The organism is Pseudoalteromonas apostichopi (assembly GCF_030297135.1).
GTDB classification, from domain to species: domain Bacteria; phylum Pseudomonadota; class Gammaproteobacteria; order Enterobacterales; family Alteromonadaceae; genus Pseudoalteromonas; species Pseudoalteromonas apostichopi.
The window spans coordinates 1955920-1977045 of sequence record NZ_AP028065.1; the positions used below are offsets into that span (position 1 = coordinate 1955920).

Annotated in this window: 15 protein-coding genes; 11 read left to right on the forward strand and 4 right to left on the reverse strand. The window is 42.7% G+C overall.

All coding sequences use genetic code 11. The annotated features are described in order from the left end of the window. The first annotated feature begins 6 nt into the window (after positions 1 to 6). The 4 genes from speA to QUE86_RS08760 are packed head-to-tail and all read left to right on the forward strand — an operon-like array spanning position 7 to position 4986. A complete protein-coding gene (gene speA / locus QUE86_RS08745; protein WP_130049971.1) occupies positions 7 to 1887 on the forward strand; it encodes a biosynthetic arginine decarboxylase in 1881 nt (626 codons plus the stop codon). Between the two features lie 21 nt (positions 1888 to 1908). Next, entirely contained in the window at positions 1909 to 2787 is an 879-nt protein-coding gene (gene yihG / locus QUE86_RS08750; RefSeq protein ID WP_130049970.1) for a 1-acylglycerol-3-phosphate O-acyltransferase, YihG family, read from the forward strand. 28 nt (positions 2788 to 2815) lie between these two features. Continuing rightward, complete coding sequence (gene yihG / locus QUE86_RS08755; protein ID WP_130049969.1) at positions 2816 to 3739, forward strand: 1-acylglycerol-3-phosphate O-acyltransferase, YihG family; 924 nt, start codon at positions 2816 to 2818, stop codon at positions 3737 to 3739. Beyond that, positions 3736 to 4986 (forward strand): mechanosensitive ion channel family protein, encoded by a 1251-nt coding sequence (locus tag QUE86_RS08760; protein ID WP_130049968.1) that lies wholly within the window; start codon positions 3736 to 3738, stop codon positions 4984 to 4986. The genes yihG (QUE86_RS08755) and QUE86_RS08760 overlap by 4 nt, the downstream gene beginning before the upstream one ends. Here the strand turns inward: QUE86_RS08760 and chrA are convergent. Continuing rightward, positions 4983 to 6119: a chromate efflux transporter gene (gene chrA / locus QUE86_RS08765; RefSeq protein ID WP_239977112.1), complete on the reverse strand. Its 1137-nt coding sequence runs from the start codon at positions 6117 to 6119 to the stop codon at positions 4983 to 4985. The two genes, QUE86_RS08760 and chrA, sit on opposite strands and share 4 nt — an antisense overlap. Before the next feature lie 33 nt (positions 6120 to 6152). Here chrA and QUE86_RS08770 point away from each other — a divergent pair, with 33 nt between their 5' ends. Further along, positions 6153 to 7022 (forward strand): substrate-binding periplasmic protein, encoded by an 870-nt coding sequence (locus QUE86_RS08770; RefSeq protein ID WP_130049966.1) that lies wholly within the window; start codon positions 6153 to 6155, stop codon positions 7020 to 7022. 80 nt (positions 7023 to 7102) lie between these two features. Beyond that, positions 7103 to 7735 carry a YiaD family glycine zipper/OmpA-like lipoprotein gene (locus QUE86_RS08775; RefSeq protein WP_130049965.1) on the forward strand — a complete coding sequence of 211 codons (633 nt, stop codon included), beginning with the start codon at positions 7103 to 7105 and terminating at the stop codon, positions 7733 to 7735. A gap of 225 nt (positions 7736 to 7960) precedes the next feature. On the opposite strand, the gene QUE86_RS08780 is transcribed toward QUE86_RS08775, so the two are convergent. Beyond that, positions 7961 to 9733: an ABC transporter transmembrane domain-containing protein gene (locus QUE86_RS08780; protein ID WP_286256662.1), complete on the reverse strand. Its 1773-nt coding sequence runs from the start codon at positions 9731 to 9733 to the stop codon at positions 7961 to 7963. Between the two features lie 77 nt (positions 9734 to 9810). Between QUE86_RS08780 and QUE86_RS08785 the strand changes: the two genes are divergently transcribed. From QUE86_RS08785 to QUE86_RS08805, 5 genes are all read left to right on the forward strand, one after another. Further along, positions 9811 to 10215, forward strand: a complete 405-nt coding sequence (locus QUE86_RS08785; RefSeq protein WP_130049963.1) for a DUF3224 domain-containing protein — start codon at positions 9811 to 9813, stop codon at positions 10213 to 10215. Between the two features lie 39 nt (positions 10216 to 10254). Further along, positions 10255 to 10872: a LysE family translocator gene (locus tag QUE86_RS08790; protein WP_130049962.1), complete on the forward strand. Its 618-nt coding sequence runs from the start codon at positions 10255 to 10257 to the stop codon at positions 10870 to 10872. 186 nt (positions 10873 to 11058) lie between these two features. Beyond that, complete coding sequence (locus QUE86_RS08795) at positions 11059 to 13953, forward strand: TonB-dependent receptor (protein WP_178926505.1); 2895 nt, start codon at positions 11059 to 11061, stop codon at positions 13951 to 13953. 22 nt (positions 13954 to 13975) lie between these two features. After that, the gene (locus tag QUE86_RS08800; RefSeq protein ID WP_286256665.1) at positions 13976 to 18292 is read left to right on the forward strand and encodes an alpha-1,6-glucosidase domain-containing protein; all 4317 of its coding nucleotides are present in this window, start codon (positions 13976 to 13978) and stop codon (positions 18290 to 18292) included. A gap of 97 nt (positions 18293 to 18389) precedes the next feature. Beyond that, positions 18390 to 18932, forward strand: coding sequence for a PH domain-containing protein (locus QUE86_RS08805; protein ID WP_130052212.1), 543 nt, complete (start codon positions 18390 to 18392; stop codon positions 18930 to 18932). Here the strand turns inward: QUE86_RS08805 and QUE86_RS08810 are convergent. Continuing rightward, the gene (locus QUE86_RS08810; protein ID WP_286256667.1) at positions 18929 to 20719 is read right to left on the reverse strand and encodes an alkaline phosphatase D family protein; all 1791 of its coding nucleotides are present in this window, start codon (positions 20717 to 20719) and stop codon (positions 18929 to 18931) included. The two genes, QUE86_RS08805 and QUE86_RS08810, sit on opposite strands and share 4 nt — an antisense overlap. Before the next feature lie 62 nt (positions 20720 to 20781). Continuing rightward, entirely contained in the window at positions 20782 to 21126 is a 345-nt protein-coding gene (locus QUE86_RS08815; protein ID WP_130049958.1) for a rhodanese-like domain-containing protein, read from the reverse strand.

A 21126-nucleotide genomic window follows, 5' to 3' on the forward strand; every position in this document is an offset into this window, starting at 1 on the left:
ATTGCCATGACTTGGGGTTTAGACAAAGCACGCGATACATACAATGTTGCTCACTGGAGTGACGGTTACTTTGACATTAACGCGCAAGGTGAGCTGGTGGCTTACCCTGATGGTGATCAAACTAAAGCTGCGGTGTCTTTATCTGAACTGACCGAGCAATTCAAAAAGCAAGGTCTTACTTTACCTGTACTAGTACGCTTTACTGACATTCTACAAAATCGTGTTGATACTCTGACAAGTGCTTTTACCAAAGCGTGTAACGCCCGTGAATATCAAGGTAGTTATACTTGTGTTTATCCAATTAAGGTTAATCAACAGCGCTCTGTTGTGAGTAAACTACTCGCTCATCCAAGTGGTTTAGTGGGCCTTGAGGCCGGCTCAAAGCCTGAGCTTATGGCGATTTTAGGTGTAGCGAAAGAGCCAATTACCATTGTATGTAATGGCTACAAAGACAGTGAATTTTTGCGCTTGGCCTGTATTGGTCAAGGCATGGGGCACAAGGTTCACATTGTTGTTGAAAAACTCTCTGAACTGACTACCTTGTTAGCTGAAATTGATGACTTAGGAATTGAGCCATCAATCGGTATCCGTATTCGCTTAAACTCGGTAGGTAAAGGTAAATGGCAAAATACCGGTGGTGAAAAAGGCAAGTTTGGTTTAACTGCAGGCCAAGTACTTTCTGCTGTTGAGCTACTTAAGTCGCGTAATAAACTTCATTTAATGCAACTAGTGCATTTCCATATTGGCTCTCAGATTGCCAATATCCGTGATATTCATCGGGCATTGCGTGAATGTGCTCGCCATTTTGCTGAGTTAACTCAGTTAGGCGTGCCACTTAATACAGTTGATGTAGGTGGCGGTTTAGGTGTTGATTATGAAGGGTCTGGTTCACGTAGTTCGTGTTCAATGAACTACAGTGTTGATGAATATGCACGTAATGTAGTGAATGCGTTTGCTGAAGTGTGCCAACAACATGACCTTAAACACCCAGCCATTATTACCGAATCAGGTCGTGCGTTAACAGCGCATCATGCGGTATTAATTACTGATGTTATCGATGTTGAGCGTGCGCCAAATCATGAAAACCCAACAGCGCCTGAGGCCGGTAGCGTATTGGTACTAGATGAAATGTGGCAGTGTTTACAGCGTTTAACACCGCGTATGGCGCTGGAAATTTATCATGATGCAATGCATCTATTTAGTGAAGCTCATGATCAGTATGTGCATGGCTTACTCACTATGCTTGAATGGGCGAAGCTTGAGCAGCTGTATTTCACCATTTTACACCGCGTTCGAGCATCCCTCAGCGAAAATGCCCGTGCCCACCGTGAAGTGTTAGACGATTTAAACGAAAAACTGGCCGACAAGCTATTCGTTAATTTCTCATTATTCCAATCACTGCCTGATGTTTGGGGTATTCAGCAATTATTCCCTGTGATGCCTGTTGAAAACCTACATCAGCCGTTAACGCAACGCGCTATTATTCAAGACATTACCTGTGACTCTGATGGACAAATTCGTAACTATGTTGAAGGTACCGGCATTGAGAGCAGCTTACCTATACCTGAGTACAAGCAAGGCCAGCAATATCACATTGCGATGTTCTTAGTGGGCGCGTATCAAGAAATTTTAGGTGATTTACATAACCTATTCGGCGACACAGATTCAGTGCATGTTGAGCTTACTGAAGCCGGTTATCAGCTGACTAACGCGATTAAAGGTGACAGCGTTAAGGACGTATTAAAGTTTGTTGATTATGATAGTGACATTCTTGCTGAAAACTTTGCAAAACGGGTTAAGTCACTGGCAATTGATGAGCAATCTAAGGCACAATATTTGTCAGAACTAAATGCTGGCCTTTCTGGCTACACGTATTTTGAAGATTAAGCATTAAAGGAATAAGTAGTAATGTCCATGATCCGTTGTGTGTTCAGTTTTTTATTCTACACCCTCAATACACTTTTTTGGTTCGTGCCCATCTTTATTTGTGGCGTGATTAAACTGATCCCAATTAAACCTCTGCAAAAATTAATGAGTTGGGTTGCTAAGCAATGCGCCACTATGTGGGTGAGTTGTAACAGTATTAACCAAAACTTATTTGCTTCTTATAAGCTAAACGTAACCGGACTTGAGCAGCTCAAAGCAAAAGATTGGTACTTGGTGATCGCTAATCATCAAAGCTGGGTAGATATTGTTGTAATGCAACGCGTGTTTAATCGCCGCATTCCTTTTTTAAACTTTTTCTTAAAAAAAGAACTAATTTACGTGCCTTTCTTAGGTCTTGCGTGGTGGGCATTAGATTTTCCCTTTATGACTCGCACTAGCAAATCACAATTAAAGAAAAACCCTAAATTACGTGGCAAGGACTTAGAAACAACGCGCAAAGCTTGCGAAAAGTTCAAAGAAATGCCGGTAAGTATCGTTAACTTTGTTGAAGGCACACGTTTTACTGCCGAAAAACATTCACGCCAAAACAGCCCTTTTGAACACTTGTTAAAGCCAAAAGCGGGCGGGGTTGCGTTTGTTATGCAAGCTATGGGTGAACAAATTTCAAAAGTGGTCAATGTAACCATTCATTATCCTGATGGTATTCCGAGCTTTGTTGATTTTGCCAGTGGTCGTGTTACGCAAGTTGATTTGCGAGTAGAAGTGATGGAAGTGAGCCCTAATTTAATCGGTGATTACACCGGTGATGCTGACTTTAGAGTTAACTTTCAAGCTGAGTTAAATCGCATTTGGGATGAAAAAAATCAGCAGCTAGCCGAGTTAGAAGCAAAAACGCAGTAGTATTGCTAACGCAGTCGAGAGCACATATATGTTAAAGAAATTTTTACCAAATTGGTTAACAGGCATCCTAGTCAGCATTGTTTTGTTTGCTAATGTGATTATTTGGGGCACGCTAGTGCTGCTGTTCGGTGTGCTTAAATTATTACTACCGTTTAAAGTGGTTAGCGATATTCTCCATGTAGCTTATCGTGGTTGGTGCAAAGGTAACCGTTTCGCTTTGTGGTTAGGTTGCCCAACGATTGATATCGATATTAAAGGCAATATCAGTAAAGATGGTTGGTACTTACTTATTTCTAATCATATGAGTTGGCTCGACATTGTTGTGTTAAGTGCGATTGATGTGTTACCTGCGCCAAAATTCTTCTTAAAAGACGAGCTGAAGTATGTGCCGTTCATTGGCACCGGCGCTTGGGCTATGGGTATGCCTTTTATGAAGCGCGTTAGCAAAGCGCAGCTGGCAAAAAATCCCAAGCTGAAAGGACTTGATGTAGAGCGTACCAAACGCAGTTGCCGCGATTTTCGTAATCACCCAACGACTATAATTAACTTTGTTGAAGGCACTCGCTTTACTTGTCAAAAACACAGTAAACAGAATAGCCCGTTTACTTACCTCTTAAAGCCAAAAGCGGGTGGTACTGCATTTGCCCTTGAGGTATTAGGTGAGCAGTTTGATGCATTATTAAATACCTCGATTATTTACCAGGGGGAAGGCGAGCATATTTGCCGAAATCTGATGCGTGGTCGTCTTAATGTCATAAAAGTTGAGATGCATGTGCAAGCAATTAGCGCAGATATGATTGGTGATTATCAGCATGACAGAGCTTTTAGAACAGCTTTTCAACAACATATTAATGAGTTATGGTTGCAAAAAGACGCCCAGCTACTAACTTATCATCAAGCCCAGCAAGCTGAGTACCTTGCCAACATCAATAAAGAGGTTGAAGCGCCATGAAGCAAACTCACCTGCAAGAATTGGTGATGCCTTGGTTTGAATCAATGCCAGACGCGACGCTGTTAAGCGCATTAACGGCGACAGCTATCGGCGTTGGCTCATTACTAATAATCTATACGTTTACCCGCCGCCTGCTACTGCCGGGCATCCAAAAGGTTGTTACTCGTCTTTCACCAGAGCGCATTGGCGCGCTGACACCTATGCTCAATAAGCTCAATCGTCGCTTTGCTGGAGCATTGTGTTGCGTTCTTTATTTGGCAACTTTTGATTACGTATATCCTGTCCATGATGTTGCCTCGTTGGTCCTTAAAACCGTGGGGCAAGTTGCCCTGATCATTTATGGTGGTTTCATTTTAAGTAGTGTGGTGAGTATTGCAGGTGGTATTTATAACCAACTTGACTTTGCCCGTGATATTCCGATTCAGGGTTTGATACAGGTAGTAAAACTTATCACTTTTATGGTTTGTGCCATCCTTATTGTGAGCATTTTACTAGAGAAGTCACCGACATATATTCTCTCAGGTTTTGGTGCGATAGCTGCGGTCACCTTACTGGTGTTCAAAGATACTATTTTGGGTTTTGTAGCCAGTATACAAATTGCAGCTAATCGTTTAGTGACCTATGGTGATTGGATCCAAGTGGATAGCTATGGCGCAGACGGTGAGGTTATCGACCTTGGCTTAAATACCGTAAAAGTACGAAACTGGGATAACACCATTACAACTATCCCAACTTATATGCTGGTTGCTGGATCATTTAAAAACTGGCGAGGTATGCAAGAGTCAGGTGGTCGTCGTATCAAGCGTGCTTTAAATATTGATATGAATAGTATACGTTTAGTCGATGATGCGTTTCGTGAACAAATTGATGCTGCTATCCCACTTAATGATTATATTCGTGTTTCAAGCTTGCCTGATCCGGTGACAAACCTTGGTTTATTCCGTCGTTATGCTGAAGGTTACTTAAAACAGCACGAAAAAATTAATCGTGATTTAACCCTAATGGTGCGTGAGTTACAACCGATGAATCATGGTTTACCCATTGAGTTTTACTGCTTTAGTGAAGATAAGCGCTGGATTTCGTATGAGCACTTGCAAGCAGAGATTATGGATCATCTACTTGCTGTGTTGCCTATATTTGGACTTAGACCCTATCAAAGTGTTACTGGGCAGTTAAGTACAAGCGAATCCCAAACAGGGCTAAAACCAAGTATCAAGGTTGCTAACACTGTGCGTGAAAAAGCTTAAAACTGACTAATCAGTACGCTAATAGCAATAAATCCTAACAATAGCCACCAAATTGGTGGCTTTGCTATTCTTAGCCAAGTAAATGCCGCAATAACTAAAGCTACTTGCCACAGATTTTGCACGGCTGATTGCCAAATAGGTGAATAAAGGGCGGCAGCTAAAAAGCCCACCACGGCGGCATTTAATGCTGAAATACTGCCTGCAAAGCGAGGCTTATCAGCCAGTTGTAGCCAGCTTTTCATAAAAGCTAACATCAATAAAAATCCCGGCAAGAAAATCATGATGGTCGCGACAATTGCACCTATAAGTGGCGTATTTGGCGACACTTGTGCGCCTAGGTATGTTGCTATGGTAAACATTGGTCCTGGAATGGCCTGAGCACTGGCATAAGCAGATAAAAACTGCTCGGTTTCAAGACTCGGCACACCAGCTTGTAAAATGGGTAATACAACATGGCCGCCGCCAAAGACCATAGCGCCTGTTTGGTAAAATGGTGCAAACAAAGAGAACCACTCGCCTAAAGGTAAAAAGCTCATCAGTAACAAGGCGGTAAATAAACCAAGCGGTAACCAAGCAATTTTCACAGGTTTATGTTCTTGGTTCTCTGGCAGTTTAAGCTGAGGATAAAACCAACCTATGGCTGCAGCCGCAATAAGTACTAAAATTTGACTTGATAACTGTGAAAATACAATCAGCGCAACAGTACTCAGTACTGCTATGAGTTTATGTAAGTGGCTTTTGCAAAAGCTCATTGCCATGCTGTAGGTTGCATCGGCAACGATCACTACAGCAAATAGTTTAAGTCCAGCAATGACTGCAAAGTAAATATCACCAAATTGGTGAGCACTGAGAGCCAGAAAAAACATGATTAAAAATGAGGGCAGGGTAAAGCCTACAAAAGCACAAAGACCTCCCAGTAGCCCACCTTTTTCAACCCCCATTGCAAAGCTAACTTGGCTCGACCCCGGGCCTGGTAACGCTTGGCTCAGGCTAATTAGTTGAGCATAACGTTCTGCTGAAAGCCATTTTAAATTATCAACAAAGTGGCGCTTAAAATAACCAAGGTGTGCTGCAGGACCACCAAAGCTCATACAGCCTAATAAAAAGAATTGTTTAAAGATGATGAATAACATTACTTTTGCCGTTCCAGGGTGAATGTTTCTATTATGACAAAATTGTATGACATTTTTGTGGTTTTTATGACACAAGGCCGTCTACAATATAGAGAACGAGTGAACGTAGTTATGAGTATCACTATGAAACGCTATATTACCTGTTTATTGTTATCGCTATGCAGCAGCTTTGCACTTGCAACTTCTTTTGAGAAGGTTGTGGTGGCTGTTGATCATGCGCCTCCTTATGGCATGGTCACTGAAGATGGTAAAGTGAGCGGCGCGATTGTTGATATTATGCGTGAGGTGCGGCGTACTTTACCAATCAAACTTGAGTATGTTGCTTGCCCGTTTTCTCGTTGTCTGAAAATGCTCGAACAAAATGAACTAGATGTGATGGGCGGACTCATTCGCACCAAAGCGCGTGAACAAAAAATGCAGTTTCTCACCCCTCCATACATGATGTTGTCGTCTTCTTTTGTGTTTTATGCAAGAACTGATAGCGAGCTTGAAATAAATAGCTATCAAGATTTAGCCGGTAAACGTATTGCTGTAATGCGAGGTGCAGCACACTTTCCTCGTTTCGATAACGATAAAACACTTATAAAAGTTGAGGCTTTAAGTGAAAATAATGCATTTGAAATGCTATTAAAAAATCGTGTTGAGCTAGTGATTGCTGTTGAGAGCACAGCTGATCATGCCTCTGTATTTCTGCAGCGACCTTCACAAGAAATCGTAAAAATGCCGTATCGCCATAAAGATGTCATATATGGTCACATTGCGTTAAGTAAACAATTCGCACGCTCAGATTTGGCCGAAAAAATTCAAGAGCGCCTCAATACGTTAGTCCTCAATGGCCGCTTAACAGAATTGGTCAAAAGATATAACTTACCTCCGATTACTACTGTAACACTTGATAAGTAACCCACTCTTCATCGTTTGTTCATAGAAACTCATTCATAATTGTTAACAATTCAATTTGAATAATTGCCATGGAGAGACACATGACTTTTACAAAATCAGTTTTAACAGTGGGCGTTTTAGCCGTTCTTTTAACAGGTTGTGAGACAACTAATACAGGTAAAGGCGCTGCGATTGGCGCCGCAACAGGTGCAGTACTAGGTAAAGCAACAGGTGATCACGACGATAAACGTATCTTCATTGGTGCAGCTATTGGTGCATTAGCTGGTGCAGCCGTTGGCGATTATATGGATAAGCAAGAAGAAGCATTTCGCGATGAGCTAGCGGGCTCTGGTGTTGAAGTGGTTCGTGAAGGCGATAATATCCGTCTGGTCATGCCATCAAACATTACTTTTGCGACAGATCAGTCATATATTTCATCAGGTTTCCACAGCACGCTAGACGCGATTGCTAACGTGATGAATAAGTACGAAAAAACGTATTTAAGTGTTGAAGGTCATACAGATAGCACAGGTAAAGATAGCTACAATATGACGTTGTCTCAGCAGCGTGCACAAAGCGTAAAAGATTACCTAGTTAATCATCAGATCATGTCTGCGCGCATTAGCACAAAAGGTTATGGTGAAACGCGTCCTGTAGCGAGCAATGACTCAGCAAATGGTCGTGCTTTAAACCGTCGCGTAGAAATTCAGATCGTACCAAATACACAAGGTTAGATTTTATACCAATCCGCAATAATACTTAATCATTTTGAGGGATTAAACCTGTCGCTAACTGCGTTAAAAATTTCTGATTTAGAACAACTAAATAACGAAATTTTTGCCTTGTTATCAACGAGGTTTTATTGCCTCAAAATAGACTACTTAATTAAGCTAATTGGTATTACATCTAAAGTTGTGGTCAGGTTTGATATGCCCTTTCAAACCTGACATTTCTCTTTTTTAATCTCGATTAAACTGTAATTCGCACAATTGTTTATACAATGGGTTAGTCTCAAACAATTGCTGATGTGTACCAGTTGCAATTATTTCCCCTTTATCCATTACAACAATTACATCGGCATGTTTAACCGTTGCTAAACGATGGGCAATAATGAGTGTTGTTCTGTCTTTCATTAGATGCTTTAACGCAGCTTGTACATGAAACTCACTTTGTGCATCGAGTGCACTGGTTGCTTCATCAAGCAATAAGATAGCTGGGTCTTTTAATATTGCTCGCGCGAGGACTATGCGTTGTTTTTGCCCACCAGAAAGCCTGACACCTTGCTCCCCTAAAAAGCTGTGATAGCCATCTGGTAGTTGATTAATAAACTCATCAGCATGGGCATATTTAGCCGCAGCATATACTTGCTCGTCGCTGGCGCTTGGGTTGCCATAGCGAATGTTATGCATTACATCTGAGCTAAATAAAATTGGGTTTTGTGCCACCATCCCCATTTGCTGGCGCAAGCAATCAAGAGAAAGAGCTTTTATGTTTATTCCTGCCAGCGAAATACTCCCAGAGCTTGGGTCATAAAAGCGCTGCAGTAACTCAAACAACGTTGTTTTACCAGCGCCTGACGGGCCAACTATAGCGACAGTTTGCCCCCGCTTTACCTGTAAATTCAGTGTATTTAAAGCGGCTTTATCAGGCCTTGAAGGGTAATGGAAAGACACATCATTAAATTGGATAGCAGGGTGGGTGAGCTTGTTTGCTTCAAATTGTGCATCGTTATTCGTATCCGGATTTTGGATCATGCTTTTAACGGCTAGTAGCTCTAACAATCGTGCTGCTGCCCCTGCGGCTCTTTGTAGTTCCCCATATACTTCTGCAACTGTTGCTACAGACATGGCCACCATAATTGCGTAAAACACGAAAGCGCCTAGTTCACCACCTGTCATTGTGCCAGCTAATACGTCACTGCCGCCAACCCAAAGCATCACACTAATGGCACTAAAGGTTAGGAATATAACCGCAGCAATTAAAAACGAGCGCTGTTTGATGCGGCTCTTCGCTACTTGAAACGCTTTGTTTGTCTCTTCGCTAAATGCCGCTTTTTCACGCTCTTCATGGCTATAACTTTGCACGACTTTGATATTTTGAATGATCTCACCTGCATAGGTGCTGATATCGGCAATAGCATCTTGGCTGGAACTTGCGAGCTTTCGTACTTTGCGACCAAAAATCATCATCGGTAGTAATACCACAGGCACGCAGGCAACAACCACAAGGGTTAGCTTTAAGTTGGTGATAAGTAGCATAGCTAGACCACCAATGAGCATTAAGCTACTGCGTAGTGCCATTGAAAAAGATGAGCCGATGATAGATTGCAACAAGGTGGTATCGGTGGTGAGACGCGACATTAGCTCGCCGCTGCGGTTTTCTTCAAAGTAGCTGGGGTGCAACGTAACAATACGATCAAACACAGCTTTACGCATATCGTTACTGACTCGCTCGCCAATCCACGACATTAAATAAAAGCGACAGAAAGTACCTACCGCTAATAAGCTAATCAAACCAATCAGTGCCATTACTGCTTGTTGAAGCTGAGCTTGTGAGCCAGCAATAAAGCCACGATCAATAACAAATTTAACGCCTTGCCCAAGTGATAAGTTCACACCAGCGGTGAGCAACAAGGCGCCAAGCGCTGCAAACACCACCCATTTATAGGGTTTTATAAAAGCTAAAATTGGTAACAGGCTGCTAAATGCCGCCTTTTCTTTATTGTTAGGCATGCTAGATTCTTATTGGTGAATAGGGTATAGATATGGTTATCAATGCTCTAAAAATCAACAGTTATTAAGGGATTAGTATGGAATCTACAACGATCAGTGGTCAATTCAGCGTAAAATTAAACCCAATTGGCGGCTATGCCACAGGTCAAGATGGCGTTAATTTAGGACGCATGTCTATTGATAAACAGTTCTCAGGCCCATTAGAGGCAACAAGCCAAGGCGAAATGCTCAGTGCCATGACTGCAACTCAAGGCAGTGCAGGCTATGTAGCAATTGAGCAAGTTGTTGGTAGCTTAGAAGGTAAGCAAGGTAGTTTTGTACTGCAACATTTTGGCACTATGGATAAAGGGACTGACCGATTAACTTTAGAAGTGGTGCCTGACTCCGGTGCTGGAGAGCTTGAAGGTATTTCAGGTAAAATGGCAATTCGAATTGAATCGGGTATTCATTATTATGACTTTGAATACCAACTGATGGACTAACATAACATCAGTTTTATTATTAATAGAGAATAAAGAATAATGACACTAACTGAGTGGTTGAGTTTAGTTTTAATTTGCGTGATGGGTGCTATGTCTCCGGGGCCAAGTTTAGCTGTGGTTTTAAAGCACAGTCTACATGGAGGTGTGAAGAACGGCATGTTAGCGGCGTTAAGCCATGGTATTGGGGTTGGTTTTTATGCGTGTGCCTCGTTACTTGGCTTAGGCGCGCTGATGACTCAGTTACCAACGCTTTATCAAGTGCTGGTCTATGGCGGTGCAGCATATCTCGCCTATTTGGGGATTCGTATTCTGTTAGCTAAACCTAGCCCGCAAACACTGAATGTTGAGCAGACTAAGCCAAGTCCTCGCATCGCTTTGCAAGATGGTTTTGCCATTGCTTTTTTAAATCCAAAGCTTGCGGTTTTCTTTCTAGCCCTATTTTCGCAGTTTATTGACCCAGAGAATCTGACTTTGCAAGTCGGGTTGATCATGTGTTTAACCGTGTTTGTACTCGATACAGGCTGGTATCTACTTGTTGCACTGTTAACCGAAATATCAAAAAAGCGTTTTGGTTTTACTAAGGCGAATCCATGGTTTGAAAAATTGCTAGGGGTAATTTTTATTACCTTAGCAGTTCGCGTCGTTATTACCCTATAAATCTCTCTTTGTTGCGATTACACCACTAATAAAAAGGGAGGTGATCGCAGCTCTCCCCAGTAAGCTCCTATTGCATACGTATTCATCACACAATATTCACCTTTTGGTTACACTTTATTGGTTGTTTTTTGACAACAACAATAACCACAAATACAACACCTCCAACGACAACAGGGTGGGAATCCAATGGGGAAATTCAAGCTAAGTGCGCTTATGCTGGCCTTGGTGGCAGCAAATAGTGCAATGGCGGCGACGGAAGAAGAACGCACATCGGCAAAGGAAGTAGATCCTGAGCTTGAAGTAATTGAAGTGCGCGGCTTCAGTCGCAGCTTAATTCAATCATTAAATCAAAAACGTTTTAGCGACACAGTCTCTGAGCAACTATCAGCTGATGACTTAGGAGCATTACCTGATGTGTCGATGGCTGATGCATTAACACGGCTACCGGGGATCTCAGCGGTACGTACCGGTGGCCAAGCTGCCGAAATAAACATCCGCGGTTTATCCGGTGGATTTGTTTTTTCGACATTAAATGGTCGTGAGCAAGTATCTACCAGTGGTAGCCGTAGTATTGAGTTTGACCAATATCCGTCTGAGTTAATCAGTTCGGCGGCGGTGTATAAGTCACCCAAAGCATCACTTATAGAAGGGGGCGTAGCGGGTACAGTAGAGTTACAAACAGCCAGCCCATTGGATAATGACCAGCAACACAAATTTACCGCTAATGTGCGGGGTATGTATAACGACCGTGCTTCAGAGGTATTCGATGCTACCGAATACGGCGATCGTATTAGCTTCTCTTACCAAGGTAAGTTTCTTGACGATACATTAGGTGTCGCATTGGGTTACGCACGCTTATTCCAGCCAAGTGTGGCGACTCAGTTTATCGGCTTTGCATATAACGGCAATAAAGATGTTGATGGGTTAGCAAATGATACCGATGGCCCTGCAGATAACCCTGCTAATGAATACATCAGCGAGGGTTTTGAGCTTCAGCATTTAGGCGGTGAAGAAACCCGTAATGGCTATTTAACCTCGATTGAATGGGCGCCAACCGATAGCTTTAAATTAAAAGGTGATGCGTTTTTATCTCGTTTTGATAGCGAGTCATTTGCCCGTGGTTTCCGGGTTAAGTTCGGTGGCCCATCTGCTGTATATGCTAACCCAGTACTTGATGGTAATGCGGTTATTGGTGGTGCGATTAACCGCACATCAAATAGCTTTACTCGCGTTGAAATCGTTAATGATGATAACCAAGACTTCGATGAAGTAGATAGCTACGGTATTAATGCAGATTGGCAAATTACCGAGCGTTTAAACATGAACGCTGACGTGTCGCTATCACGTGCTAAGAGTAACTTCCGAAATGGTTTACTTTGGGCATTGGTTGCAGAAGATGCTACCGTTGAAAACCCTGTGTTTGATACCAATGTATCACTTAACTATCAATTGAACGGCTTAAACTTACCTGATATTGGCTTTAATCAAGCCGACGCATTTAGCGATATCGACCGAGTTATGGTTAGTAAATACGGTATTTATCCGTATGAAAATGAAGATGAAGTAAAAGCATTTCGACTCGATTTTAAATATGAGTTAGAGAACAATTGGTTTAGCTCAATTGAATTTGGCGCTCGTTATTCAGACCGTGAGTACAGTAATAATCGCTCTGTATTTGAATACGGTAACGATGGCGCATTCTCTTCGACACAGCCGCCACTTCGTCTAACTGACGATATGACTACAGTAGTTGATTGGCAAGGTGAGTTTAGTTATTTCCCATCATACTTAGCGATAGATTTAGATAAAGCGCTCAACGCGTGGTTCCCTGATGGTATTCCACAGCCAGTACAAACTTGGGGTAATGCTGATGGTGTTGTTGATTTAGATGGTGATGGTGAGCCAAATGCACAAGGCTATACTACTAACTATTCATGGACCATGCTACAAAGCGGATCAGTTTACGAAGAAGTGGTATCAGCGTATCTTATGCTTAACATTGATACCGAAATTGGTACTCTACCAGTCACAGGTAACCTTGGTATTCGCAGAGTTGATACAGACCAGTCAGCGACAGTACTTGAAAATGTCGGTGGCGATCCGCAGCTTGGTGCGCAATATATTGTCGATGACAATGGCATTGTTAATGACCTTTATGCGCCTAGCGTGTTAGGTATTAAATACACTGATTACTTACCGTCGTTAAACCTGAATTTTAAAGTAAGTGACGCGACACAAATTCGTTTTGCTGCGGCAAAAGTGATGGCGCGTGCTCCAATTAACCGTTTAGCAGGTGATGCTAGTGCATCGGTTAACAATGACGGCGAAATTAACGGTTCAAGTACCAATAATCCATTCTTAAAACCTTTCTATGCGGACCAGTACGATATTTCATACGAGCAATACTTTGAAGACACAGATGGTGCTCTGGTTGTTGCTGCGTTTTATAAGAATATTGACTCATTCATAGATACGGTAGCCATAGAGAACTTTGACTTCAAAGGTAATGGTTTTAACGTACCAGAATACATTGTGGACCCTGTCAGCGGTGAGCAAATCGAAACTACTAATGGTGTGTACACTACTGCGGTTAATAATGCCAAAGGTGGTTATATTCGTGGGATTGAGCTTGCCTATACGCAAGTTTTCTCTTTCTTACCATCACCGTTTGAAGGTCTAGGCATTAACGCTAGTTACTCATATACCGAGAGCGAAGTGCAATCTATTACTGATTTAGGTGGCGATTCTGTGTCGCAAGATTTGCCTGGCCTTTCAAACAATGTCTTTAACGGCACACTTTTTTACAGCTATGAAAACTTTGAAACACGTTTGAATGTGCGTTATCGCGATGACTTTGTTTCAGAGCAAGTTGCTGTCAATGAGCAAGTGGTGAATTTTGATGCGGAAACGGTTGTCGATTTCCAAACATCGTATCAGTTCACAGATTCATTCGGCATGTTATTACAAGTGAATAACCTGACTGATGAACCAACACAAAGCTACTTTGGAACAACCAGTAAAACAGGGACCACGCAATTCTTTGGTCGCCAGTTTTATCTAGGTTTTACCTATAACCATTGATCAGTAAGCTGGAGATAAAAACATGAAAATAATAGCTAATTTTAGCCGCTTACTGATTGCATGCAGCATGGTATTGCTAGCTGCATGTGGTGGTGGCGCAAGTAACGATATAGATTCAGGGCAAGTTTTATTGACCTGTAGCGTACCGCAAGTCCCCAATGAAGCGGGTACTGAGTGTGTTGATCCACCGCCGATTAGTTGTCCGGCACCAACGGTACCAGATGAGAATAATGAGAGCTGTGTAGTTGGTGCTGATCCAACTCTTCCTGACCCTGTGGTTTTCCCCGCAGATGATGAAGCCATTTTATTCTATAACCGCACCAGTGATGATGCTTATGAAGGCTATCGATTACACTCATGGAATAATGATGACTGTGATGCGTACGCAGCGCCGTTTGATGCCACTGATTGGGCCAATGGGCATGAATACGATGGTATTGACCCTAACTATGGTGCGTACTGGATTGTAAAACTAAAAGAAGGTTATAACGAGTGTGCTAACTTCATCGTGCATATTGGTACCGAAGGATCTGGCAAAGCGTTTGGTGATGTCGATTTAAAAATGCCATTGATGCAGGACGATGAAAAGTTCCAACGAATGAACTTTACTATTCATGGTGAACCATCAGTATTTGAATACCCAATTGTTAGCTTAGGTGAGCGCCCGGTGAGTATTTCTGGTGCATCAGCGCATTGGATTGATTTATCTACTGTGATTTACCAGCCAAGCAATGAACTGACTAGTATAATTAAATTACACTCGTCAAGCAGTGCAAATTTAGCTGTCGATGAAGATACCGGTGAGTTAAATGGTCAAGTGGTTGAGCTTACATCGACGTCTTTGAGTGATGAGCAAATCGCTAAAGTGCCACACCTTGCTGGATGGAATGCGTATCAAGGTAGCTGGGATGCAACTGCAGCAAAAGAGCTTATTAAACAACAGTTGGTTGTGGCAGGCTACGATGCTGATGGCAAGCTAATTGAAGCAACCTATGTGCAAACAGCTAAAGCCCTCGATGATTTATATACCAGTGGCGAAAGTGACGCTAATGAAGCACAACTAGGAGTGCATTACGTCAATAATGGCATTGATGTGTCAGTATGGGCACCGACTGCAAGCAATATGAAATTAGCGCTGTATGATGCTGATAAAACAGAGCTTGAACAACTTGCTATGACCTTTGATAGCGCAACGGGTATTTGGTCTAGCAATCTCGATATCAGTCACGATCGTCATTACTACCGCTTTATGTTTGATGTTTATCACCCGGCGACTAAGCAAATTGAAAGCTTATGGAGCACAGATCCTTATTCATTAAACGTTTCAACCAATGGTTTATATAGCCAACTGATTAACCTTGATGATGAGGATACTAAACCGACCGGTTGGGATGAGCGTATGGTGCCAACGGTTGATTACCCTGAGCAAGCGGTCATTTACGAAGGTCATGTGCGTGATTTTAGTGTGCGTGATGAAACTGTCAGCGAAGCAAACCGTGGTAAGTATCTTGCGTTTACTGAGCTTGATAGCGCACCAATGCAACATCTTAAAAAGCTGGCAGATAATGGCTTAACTCATTTCCATTTACTGCCACTGACAGATATTGGCACCATTGATGAAGATGCCAGTCAGCGTGTTGATATTACTGCAACCTTAGGTGATTTATGTAGCCGCATTGACGATGATGCCGATGCATGTAAAACCGAAGATAAGAGTGCATTGATAGTTGATTTAATGGCGTCATACTTACCTGGCTCTGATGATGCTCAAGCACTTGCCAATGCAATGCGTGGTGTTGATAGCTTTAACTGGGGTTATGATCCGCATCATTTTATTGCGCCTGAAGGCTCTTACGCTTCATCGCCTGAAGGTATTGCACGAGTCAAAGAAACGCGTGCGATGATTCAGTCTTTACAAGAAATTGGTTTACGTGTCGTGCTTGATGTTGTTTATAACCACACGACCTCATCAGGTGTTTGGGATAAATCAGTCTTCGATAAACTGGTACCAGGTTACTACCACAGATATAACGAAACATCAGGCGATATTGAGCGCTCAACGTGTTGTGAAAATACAGCAACAGAACATGTCATGATGGATAAGTTTGTTGCTGATTCTATGGTGATTCTAGCCCGTGATTTTGGTTACGATAGCTTCCGCTTTGATGTGATGGGGCATATGCCAAAAGCGTCAATTATGACTGCGCTTAGTGCGGTGCAAGCGGTTGACCCTGATACCTACTTTTACGGTGAAGGGTGGAACTTTGGTGAAGTCGCAGATAACCGTTTGTTTGTGCAAGCTAAACAAATGGATATGGCAGGCACTGAAGTAGGTACCTTTAATGACCGTATCCGTGAAGCAATTCGCGGTGGTGCGTTCTTTAGCAATAATGCCACAGATGGCAACTTATCTGAGCAAGATACGTTGCGTTTATCACTGGCAGGTAACTTACAAAACTACATTCTTAAAGACTTTAAAGGTAATTCAGCAAAAGGCAGCAGCTTTAGCTGGAGTGGTCAGCCAGCGGCTTACGCCCTTGACCCGGCTGACAGCATTAACTATGTCTCTAAGCATGATAACGAAACACTATGGGATCAGCTGCAATACAAGCACGGCACTAACTTAAGTATTGAAGAGCGTGTACGTGTTCACAATATGGCTCTAGCTATGCCACTGATGAGCCAAGGTATTCCATTTATGCAAATGGGTGCGGATATGTTGCGCTCTAAGTCAATGGATCGCAACAGCTATGATTCTGGTGATTGGTTTAACTTTGTTGATTTCAGTAAAGAAACAAATAACTGGAATGTGGGTTTACCGCCTGCGCAAGATAACCAAGCGAAGTGGGGCGAAATTGCGCCTATTTCAGCAAATCCTAACGCACAAGCGATGGCAAGTGACATTGAGTACGCAAGTAATGTATTTACTGAATTCTTGGCAATTCGTAGTGCCAGCCCACTCTTTAGTTTAACCACAGAGCAAGACATTTTAGACCGTGTTGGCTTTCACAATATTGGTAAGCGTCAACAGCAAGGTTTAGTTGTGATGAGTATCGATGATGGCGTTGGGTTGACTGACCTAGATAGCCAATACGATGCCATTGTAGTGGTTATGAACGGTACTGAGCAAAGCTTATCGCATACGGTATCAACGGCTGCGGGTTTTGAGCTACATCCAGTTTTAAAAGCGAGTGTTGACTCAAGTATGTCAGCGGCAAGCTTTATAGCTGGTGAGGGCGAAGGTACCTTTAATGTTCCGCCATATACTGTTGCAGTGTTTGTGAAACCACAAGGTGATGCACAAGGCGAAGGCCTAAGTGCGGATGCTACTGTAGGTGCGCCAGATATCGTGCCATTTGGTAGCACAACGGTTTATGTTCGTGGCTCATTAAACGACTGGGGCACGGCAAATAGCTTTGAATATGTGGGTAATGGCGAGTACAAAATTGCGATTCCTCTAACAGCGGGTAGTTATGAGTTTAAAGTCGCTTCTGAAGATTGGTCTACCGTTGATTTTGGTGCGCTTTCTGCAGATGATGCTGAAGTGATCGAAGGCGAAGATGAGCCGCTAACACGCAGTGGCGCCAATATGATCTTTACGGCGGCAATGGATGCTGTTTATGTGTTCTCATTCGATGCCACAGACACCGAAAACCCAGTACTTAAGATTTATAATGAAGAGCCATTTGTTGGTACGCCAATTTATGTACGCGGTAGCTTAAACGGTTGGGGTACCAGTGACGAGTTGATGTATCAAGGTAAAGGTATTTACACCTTCACTAAACAATTATCTGCAGGTAGCTATGAATTCAAAGTGGCCTCTGAGGATTGGAGCACGGTGGATTATGGCTCAGGTGAGAGTAGTGCGGCTGTGACTTTAGGCACAGAAAAACAGCTTGCAGTAAAAGGTGCAAACATGACAATTGATATTACAACCGATGGTCAATATCAGTTTGTATTTGACGCCAGTAATCTCGAAGAGCCTCTTATGGCTGTGTTCAACGCAGAAATGTTTGGGGAAACTCAAGTATACTTACGCGGCAGCGTCAATGGCTGGGGAACGGATAACCCTCTAATTTATGCAGGTGATGCGATGTACAGTACAACCATGACATTAGAAGCTGGTGACTATGAGTTCAAAGTTGCTTCTGAAGATTGGAGTACAGTAGATTATGGCGGCAGTGGTGATGCACCTGTCGCTGTGATTGGTGAAGCGGCCTTACTAGAAGCCGTTGGTGCTAATATCGCCTTGAATATACCGACAGCGGGAGATTACCGTTTTACCGTGCAAGGACCCGATCTGAGTAAACTAACAGTGACGGTTGAAGCAGTGGAATAGCTTTCCCTGCAGTACCTTTAAGCCGGGCTTAGCTCGGCTTTTTTTGTATTTAATGAAAAGTTTGTATATTGTCATAACTCTTATCAAGGAGTCTATGATGACAGAAACCAGTTTATTGAGTGCCAGTTTTGATCCCAAAGTAAAACGGTATTGGTTATTACTGGGTATTTTTACCTGTATGATTAGTATGGTAGGTATCCCTTTCATTCCTATTGTTGCGTTAATAATCTGGCTGGTGGCAGGGCGTATTTTAGCGGCGATGTCAGCTACTTTGTTAACTCGTAAATTAGTGGTGAAGCGTGGTGTCTTTTTTAAAGAAGAAAAGTCGATCCCACTTGAAAAAATAACCGATGTAGCACTAAGTCAAGGTCCCTTAATGCGTCAATTTGGTCTCTATCGACTGAGCTTTGAAACGGCAGGTCAGTCGGGGCAAGGTGCATTGGTATCATTACTCGGAGTGATTGATGCTGAGAAGTTTCGCGAAGCAATCTTGAAACAAAAAGATGAGATGACTCAAACTAGCAGCGCTAAACCAGAGCATCAACCTGAAGACAGTCAGTTAGAACTGCTACGTTCACTTACTTATAGCGTAAAAAACATTGAGCAAATGTTAGTTACGCTATTAGATGAAAAGCGTTAGGCCATTTGTAAAGTAGGGCTACCAGCTTGTACGCTGAGCGCTTTTTGACGCTCGTTAAGCAGTGTGTAATCGGCTGTTTTGACACTACTTACATAATGCCACTGGGCAACTGCTTGTTGCTGAGTAAAGGTGACAGTTAAGTAGCCGCGTTCAACTAAGTTGTTATAAGCTAAGTCGTTAACCAGCAATGCAATGACTTGCTCAATTTGTGCGACAGCTTCGCTCGATTGTGTATTTAACGCTAAGTAGTTCTCAAGTCCTGGTGAAGAAACCGAAGATGTCGCAAACTCAACACCGGCAGCGGCTTGAGCAGAAACAGGATTGCTGGCATCAGTGACTAATTGTCCTGCCCAGCTGTTATGTGTATCACCCGCTAAAACGACAAGGTTCTTTTGCGCTGCAATTGCTGTCCCAAGTATTACCTCACGTTCATAAGCATAGCCATCCCATGCGTCAAGATTATAGGGCGCTGTCGTTTCTACGCGTGCTCGCTCTTGTGCTGTAACACTTGGATCTCCAGCTAAAATGCGTCCTTTAATTTGCGCAAGCTCATTAAATAACGTGTTTGCTTGAGCGAGTAATGCAGAAGGATCAGCACCGCTAGCTTGAATTACTTGAATATTCATTAGTAATTGCAGAATCTCAAATGGCAAATGCATTTTAGTCATCAGCACTTGTTGTCCAAGTACTTGCCATTGTGTTGTTGCTGTCGTTAAACCATCGGTAAGCCAAGTGAGTTGCTCGTTACCTAATAAAGCACGAGTAGGTGAGCTGATTGCTGCAACAAAGTCAGTTTGCCCTTGGCTAGTGGCCAAATCGAAATCAGCATAGTTAATTTGTTCATCGCGAGCTAAAACACGGGTATCGAGCATGTGTAATGACACTAAATTGCCAAACTCAAAGCGTCGATAAATACGTTCTTTATCGGTGACATTGCGTATTGGCATCCATTCGAAATAAGCTTGTAGCGCATGCATTTTTCGCTCGCTAAATTCACCTTCGCCGTCGTTGTGATTTTCTGCGCCACTGTGCCATGTATCATTTGCTATTTCGTGGTCGTCCCAAACAGTAATAAATGCACAATGACTATGGGCAGCTTGTAGGTTCTCGTCTTTACGATAATGGCCGTAACGTTTGCGGTAATCAGCTAAAGAAATGATTTCATCGCTATTGTCATCAGGTAATAAACGGCCTAGTTCGGCAGCATCTTCAGTCGCATAGCCTGTATTACCATATTCATAGATGTAGTCACCTAAGTGTAGTACTGCATCTAAATCGGTTTGTTTTGCGATTTCACCATACACATGGAAGTAGCCAGCAGGATAGTTAGCGCAAGAGACAACGGCAAATTTTACTTGTTCTATGTTGTCGGTTGGAAGCGTTTTACCTGCTCCAGTAGGTGACGTTTTACCATTACTTATGAAGCGGTAGTAATAGGTGGTGTTGGCATCGAGACCTTGCAGATCAACTTTCAAGGTATAGTCGGTTGCATCACTTACTTGAGTTTCGCCATCATGGCTTATAGTTGTGAAGTTAGCATCCGTTGAGGCTTGCCAAACTACGTTAACACTTTTGACGTTTTCAAGTGGGGTTATGCGAGTCCAAATGATGAGGCTATCAGCTAGCGGGTCGCCACTAGCAACACCGTGATCAAAGCTGACAGGGGTCTGCTTTGTGGTTTCCTCATCATCGTCATTAAGACTACAGCCAGTTAAACCGAAAGATAAAACGGCGGCTCCAAAACCAGCCGCCGATGCTTTTAAAAAGCGTCTGCGTGTAAAAGTCATTGCTCTGTACCTACAAATAGAAAAGTACGAGCTTATCCGACCAGTGTTACTATTCTATGAAGCTAAAACACTTGGCAAATTTGTTCTGCATTACAGGTGATTACAGTGACATTTTCGTAGCCAACACGAGTAAGTGCTTCGGCACTAAGTGTGGCACGGGCACTACTTGCACAGTGTAAGTAAATTGGCCTTGCAGGATCTTTTTCAATTTCCATTAATTTCATTTCAAGTACACCGCGCGGTATATTAATAGCACCTGTCGCTGCTTTTGTGGCGTGTTCAGCCGGCTCACGTACGTCTATTAATAAACCGTGATTTTCGCTTAATTCTTGTTTTGCTTGGTCAGCGTTAATGCGGCGCTGGTTTGGGGCAATAATTTTCATTAAGTCAGGAATTGGTGTCAGCAT

Bases quoted from the DNA above. Each gene is read 5' to 3' on its own strand.
- speA (WP_130049971.1), top strand. From the start codon at position 7: ATGACTTGGGGTTTAGACAAAGCACGCGATACATACAATGTTGCTCAC.
- yihG (WP_130049970.1), top strand. From the start codon at position 1,909: ATGTCCATGATCCGTTGTGTGTTCAGTTTTTTATTCTACACCCTCAAT.
- yihG (WP_130049969.1), top strand. From the start codon at position 2,816: ATGTTAAAGAAATTTTTACCAAATTGGTTAACAGGCATCCTAGTCAGC.
- QUE86_RS08760 (WP_130049968.1), top strand. From the start codon at position 3,736: ATGAAGCAAACTCACCTGCAAGAATTGGTGATGCCTTGGTTTGAATCA.
- chrA (WP_239977112.1), bottom strand. From the start codon at position 6,119: ATGTTATTCATCATCTTTAAACAATTCTTTTTATTAGGCTGTATGAGC.
- QUE86_RS08770 (WP_130049966.1), top strand. From the start codon at position 6,153: ATGACAAAATTGTATGACATTTTTGTGGTTTTTATGACACAAGGCCGT.
- QUE86_RS08775 (WP_130049965.1), top strand. From the start codon at position 7,103: ATGACTTTTACAAAATCAGTTTTAACAGTGGGCGTTTTAGCCGTTCTT.
- QUE86_RS08780 (WP_286256662.1), bottom strand. From the start codon at position 9,733: ATGCCTAACAATAAAGAAAAGGCGGCATTTAGCAGCCTGTTACCAATT.
- QUE86_RS08785 (WP_130049963.1), top strand. From the start codon at position 9,811: ATGGAATCTACAACGATCAGTGGTCAATTCAGCGTAAAATTAAACCCA.
- QUE86_RS08790 (WP_130049962.1), top strand. From the start codon at position 10,255: ATGACACTAACTGAGTGGTTGAGTTTAGTTTTAATTTGCGTGATGGGT.
- QUE86_RS08795 (WP_178926505.1), top strand. From the start codon at position 11,059: ATGGGGAAATTCAAGCTAAGTGCGCTTATGCTGGCCTTGGTGGCAGCA.
- QUE86_RS08800 (WP_286256665.1), top strand. From the start codon at position 13,976: ATGAAAATAATAGCTAATTTTAGCCGCTTACTGATTGCATGCAGCATG.
- QUE86_RS08805 (WP_130052212.1), top strand. From the start codon at position 18,390: ATGACAGAAACCAGTTTATTGAGTGCCAGTTTTGATCCCAAAGTAAAA.
- QUE86_RS08810 (WP_286256667.1), bottom strand. From the start codon at position 20,719: ATGACTTTTACACGCAGACGCTTTTTAAAAGCATCGGCGGCTGGTTTT.
- QUE86_RS08815 (WP_130049958.1), bottom strand. From the start codon at position 21,126: ATGCTGACACCAATTCCTGACTTAATGAAAATTATTGCCCCAAACCAG.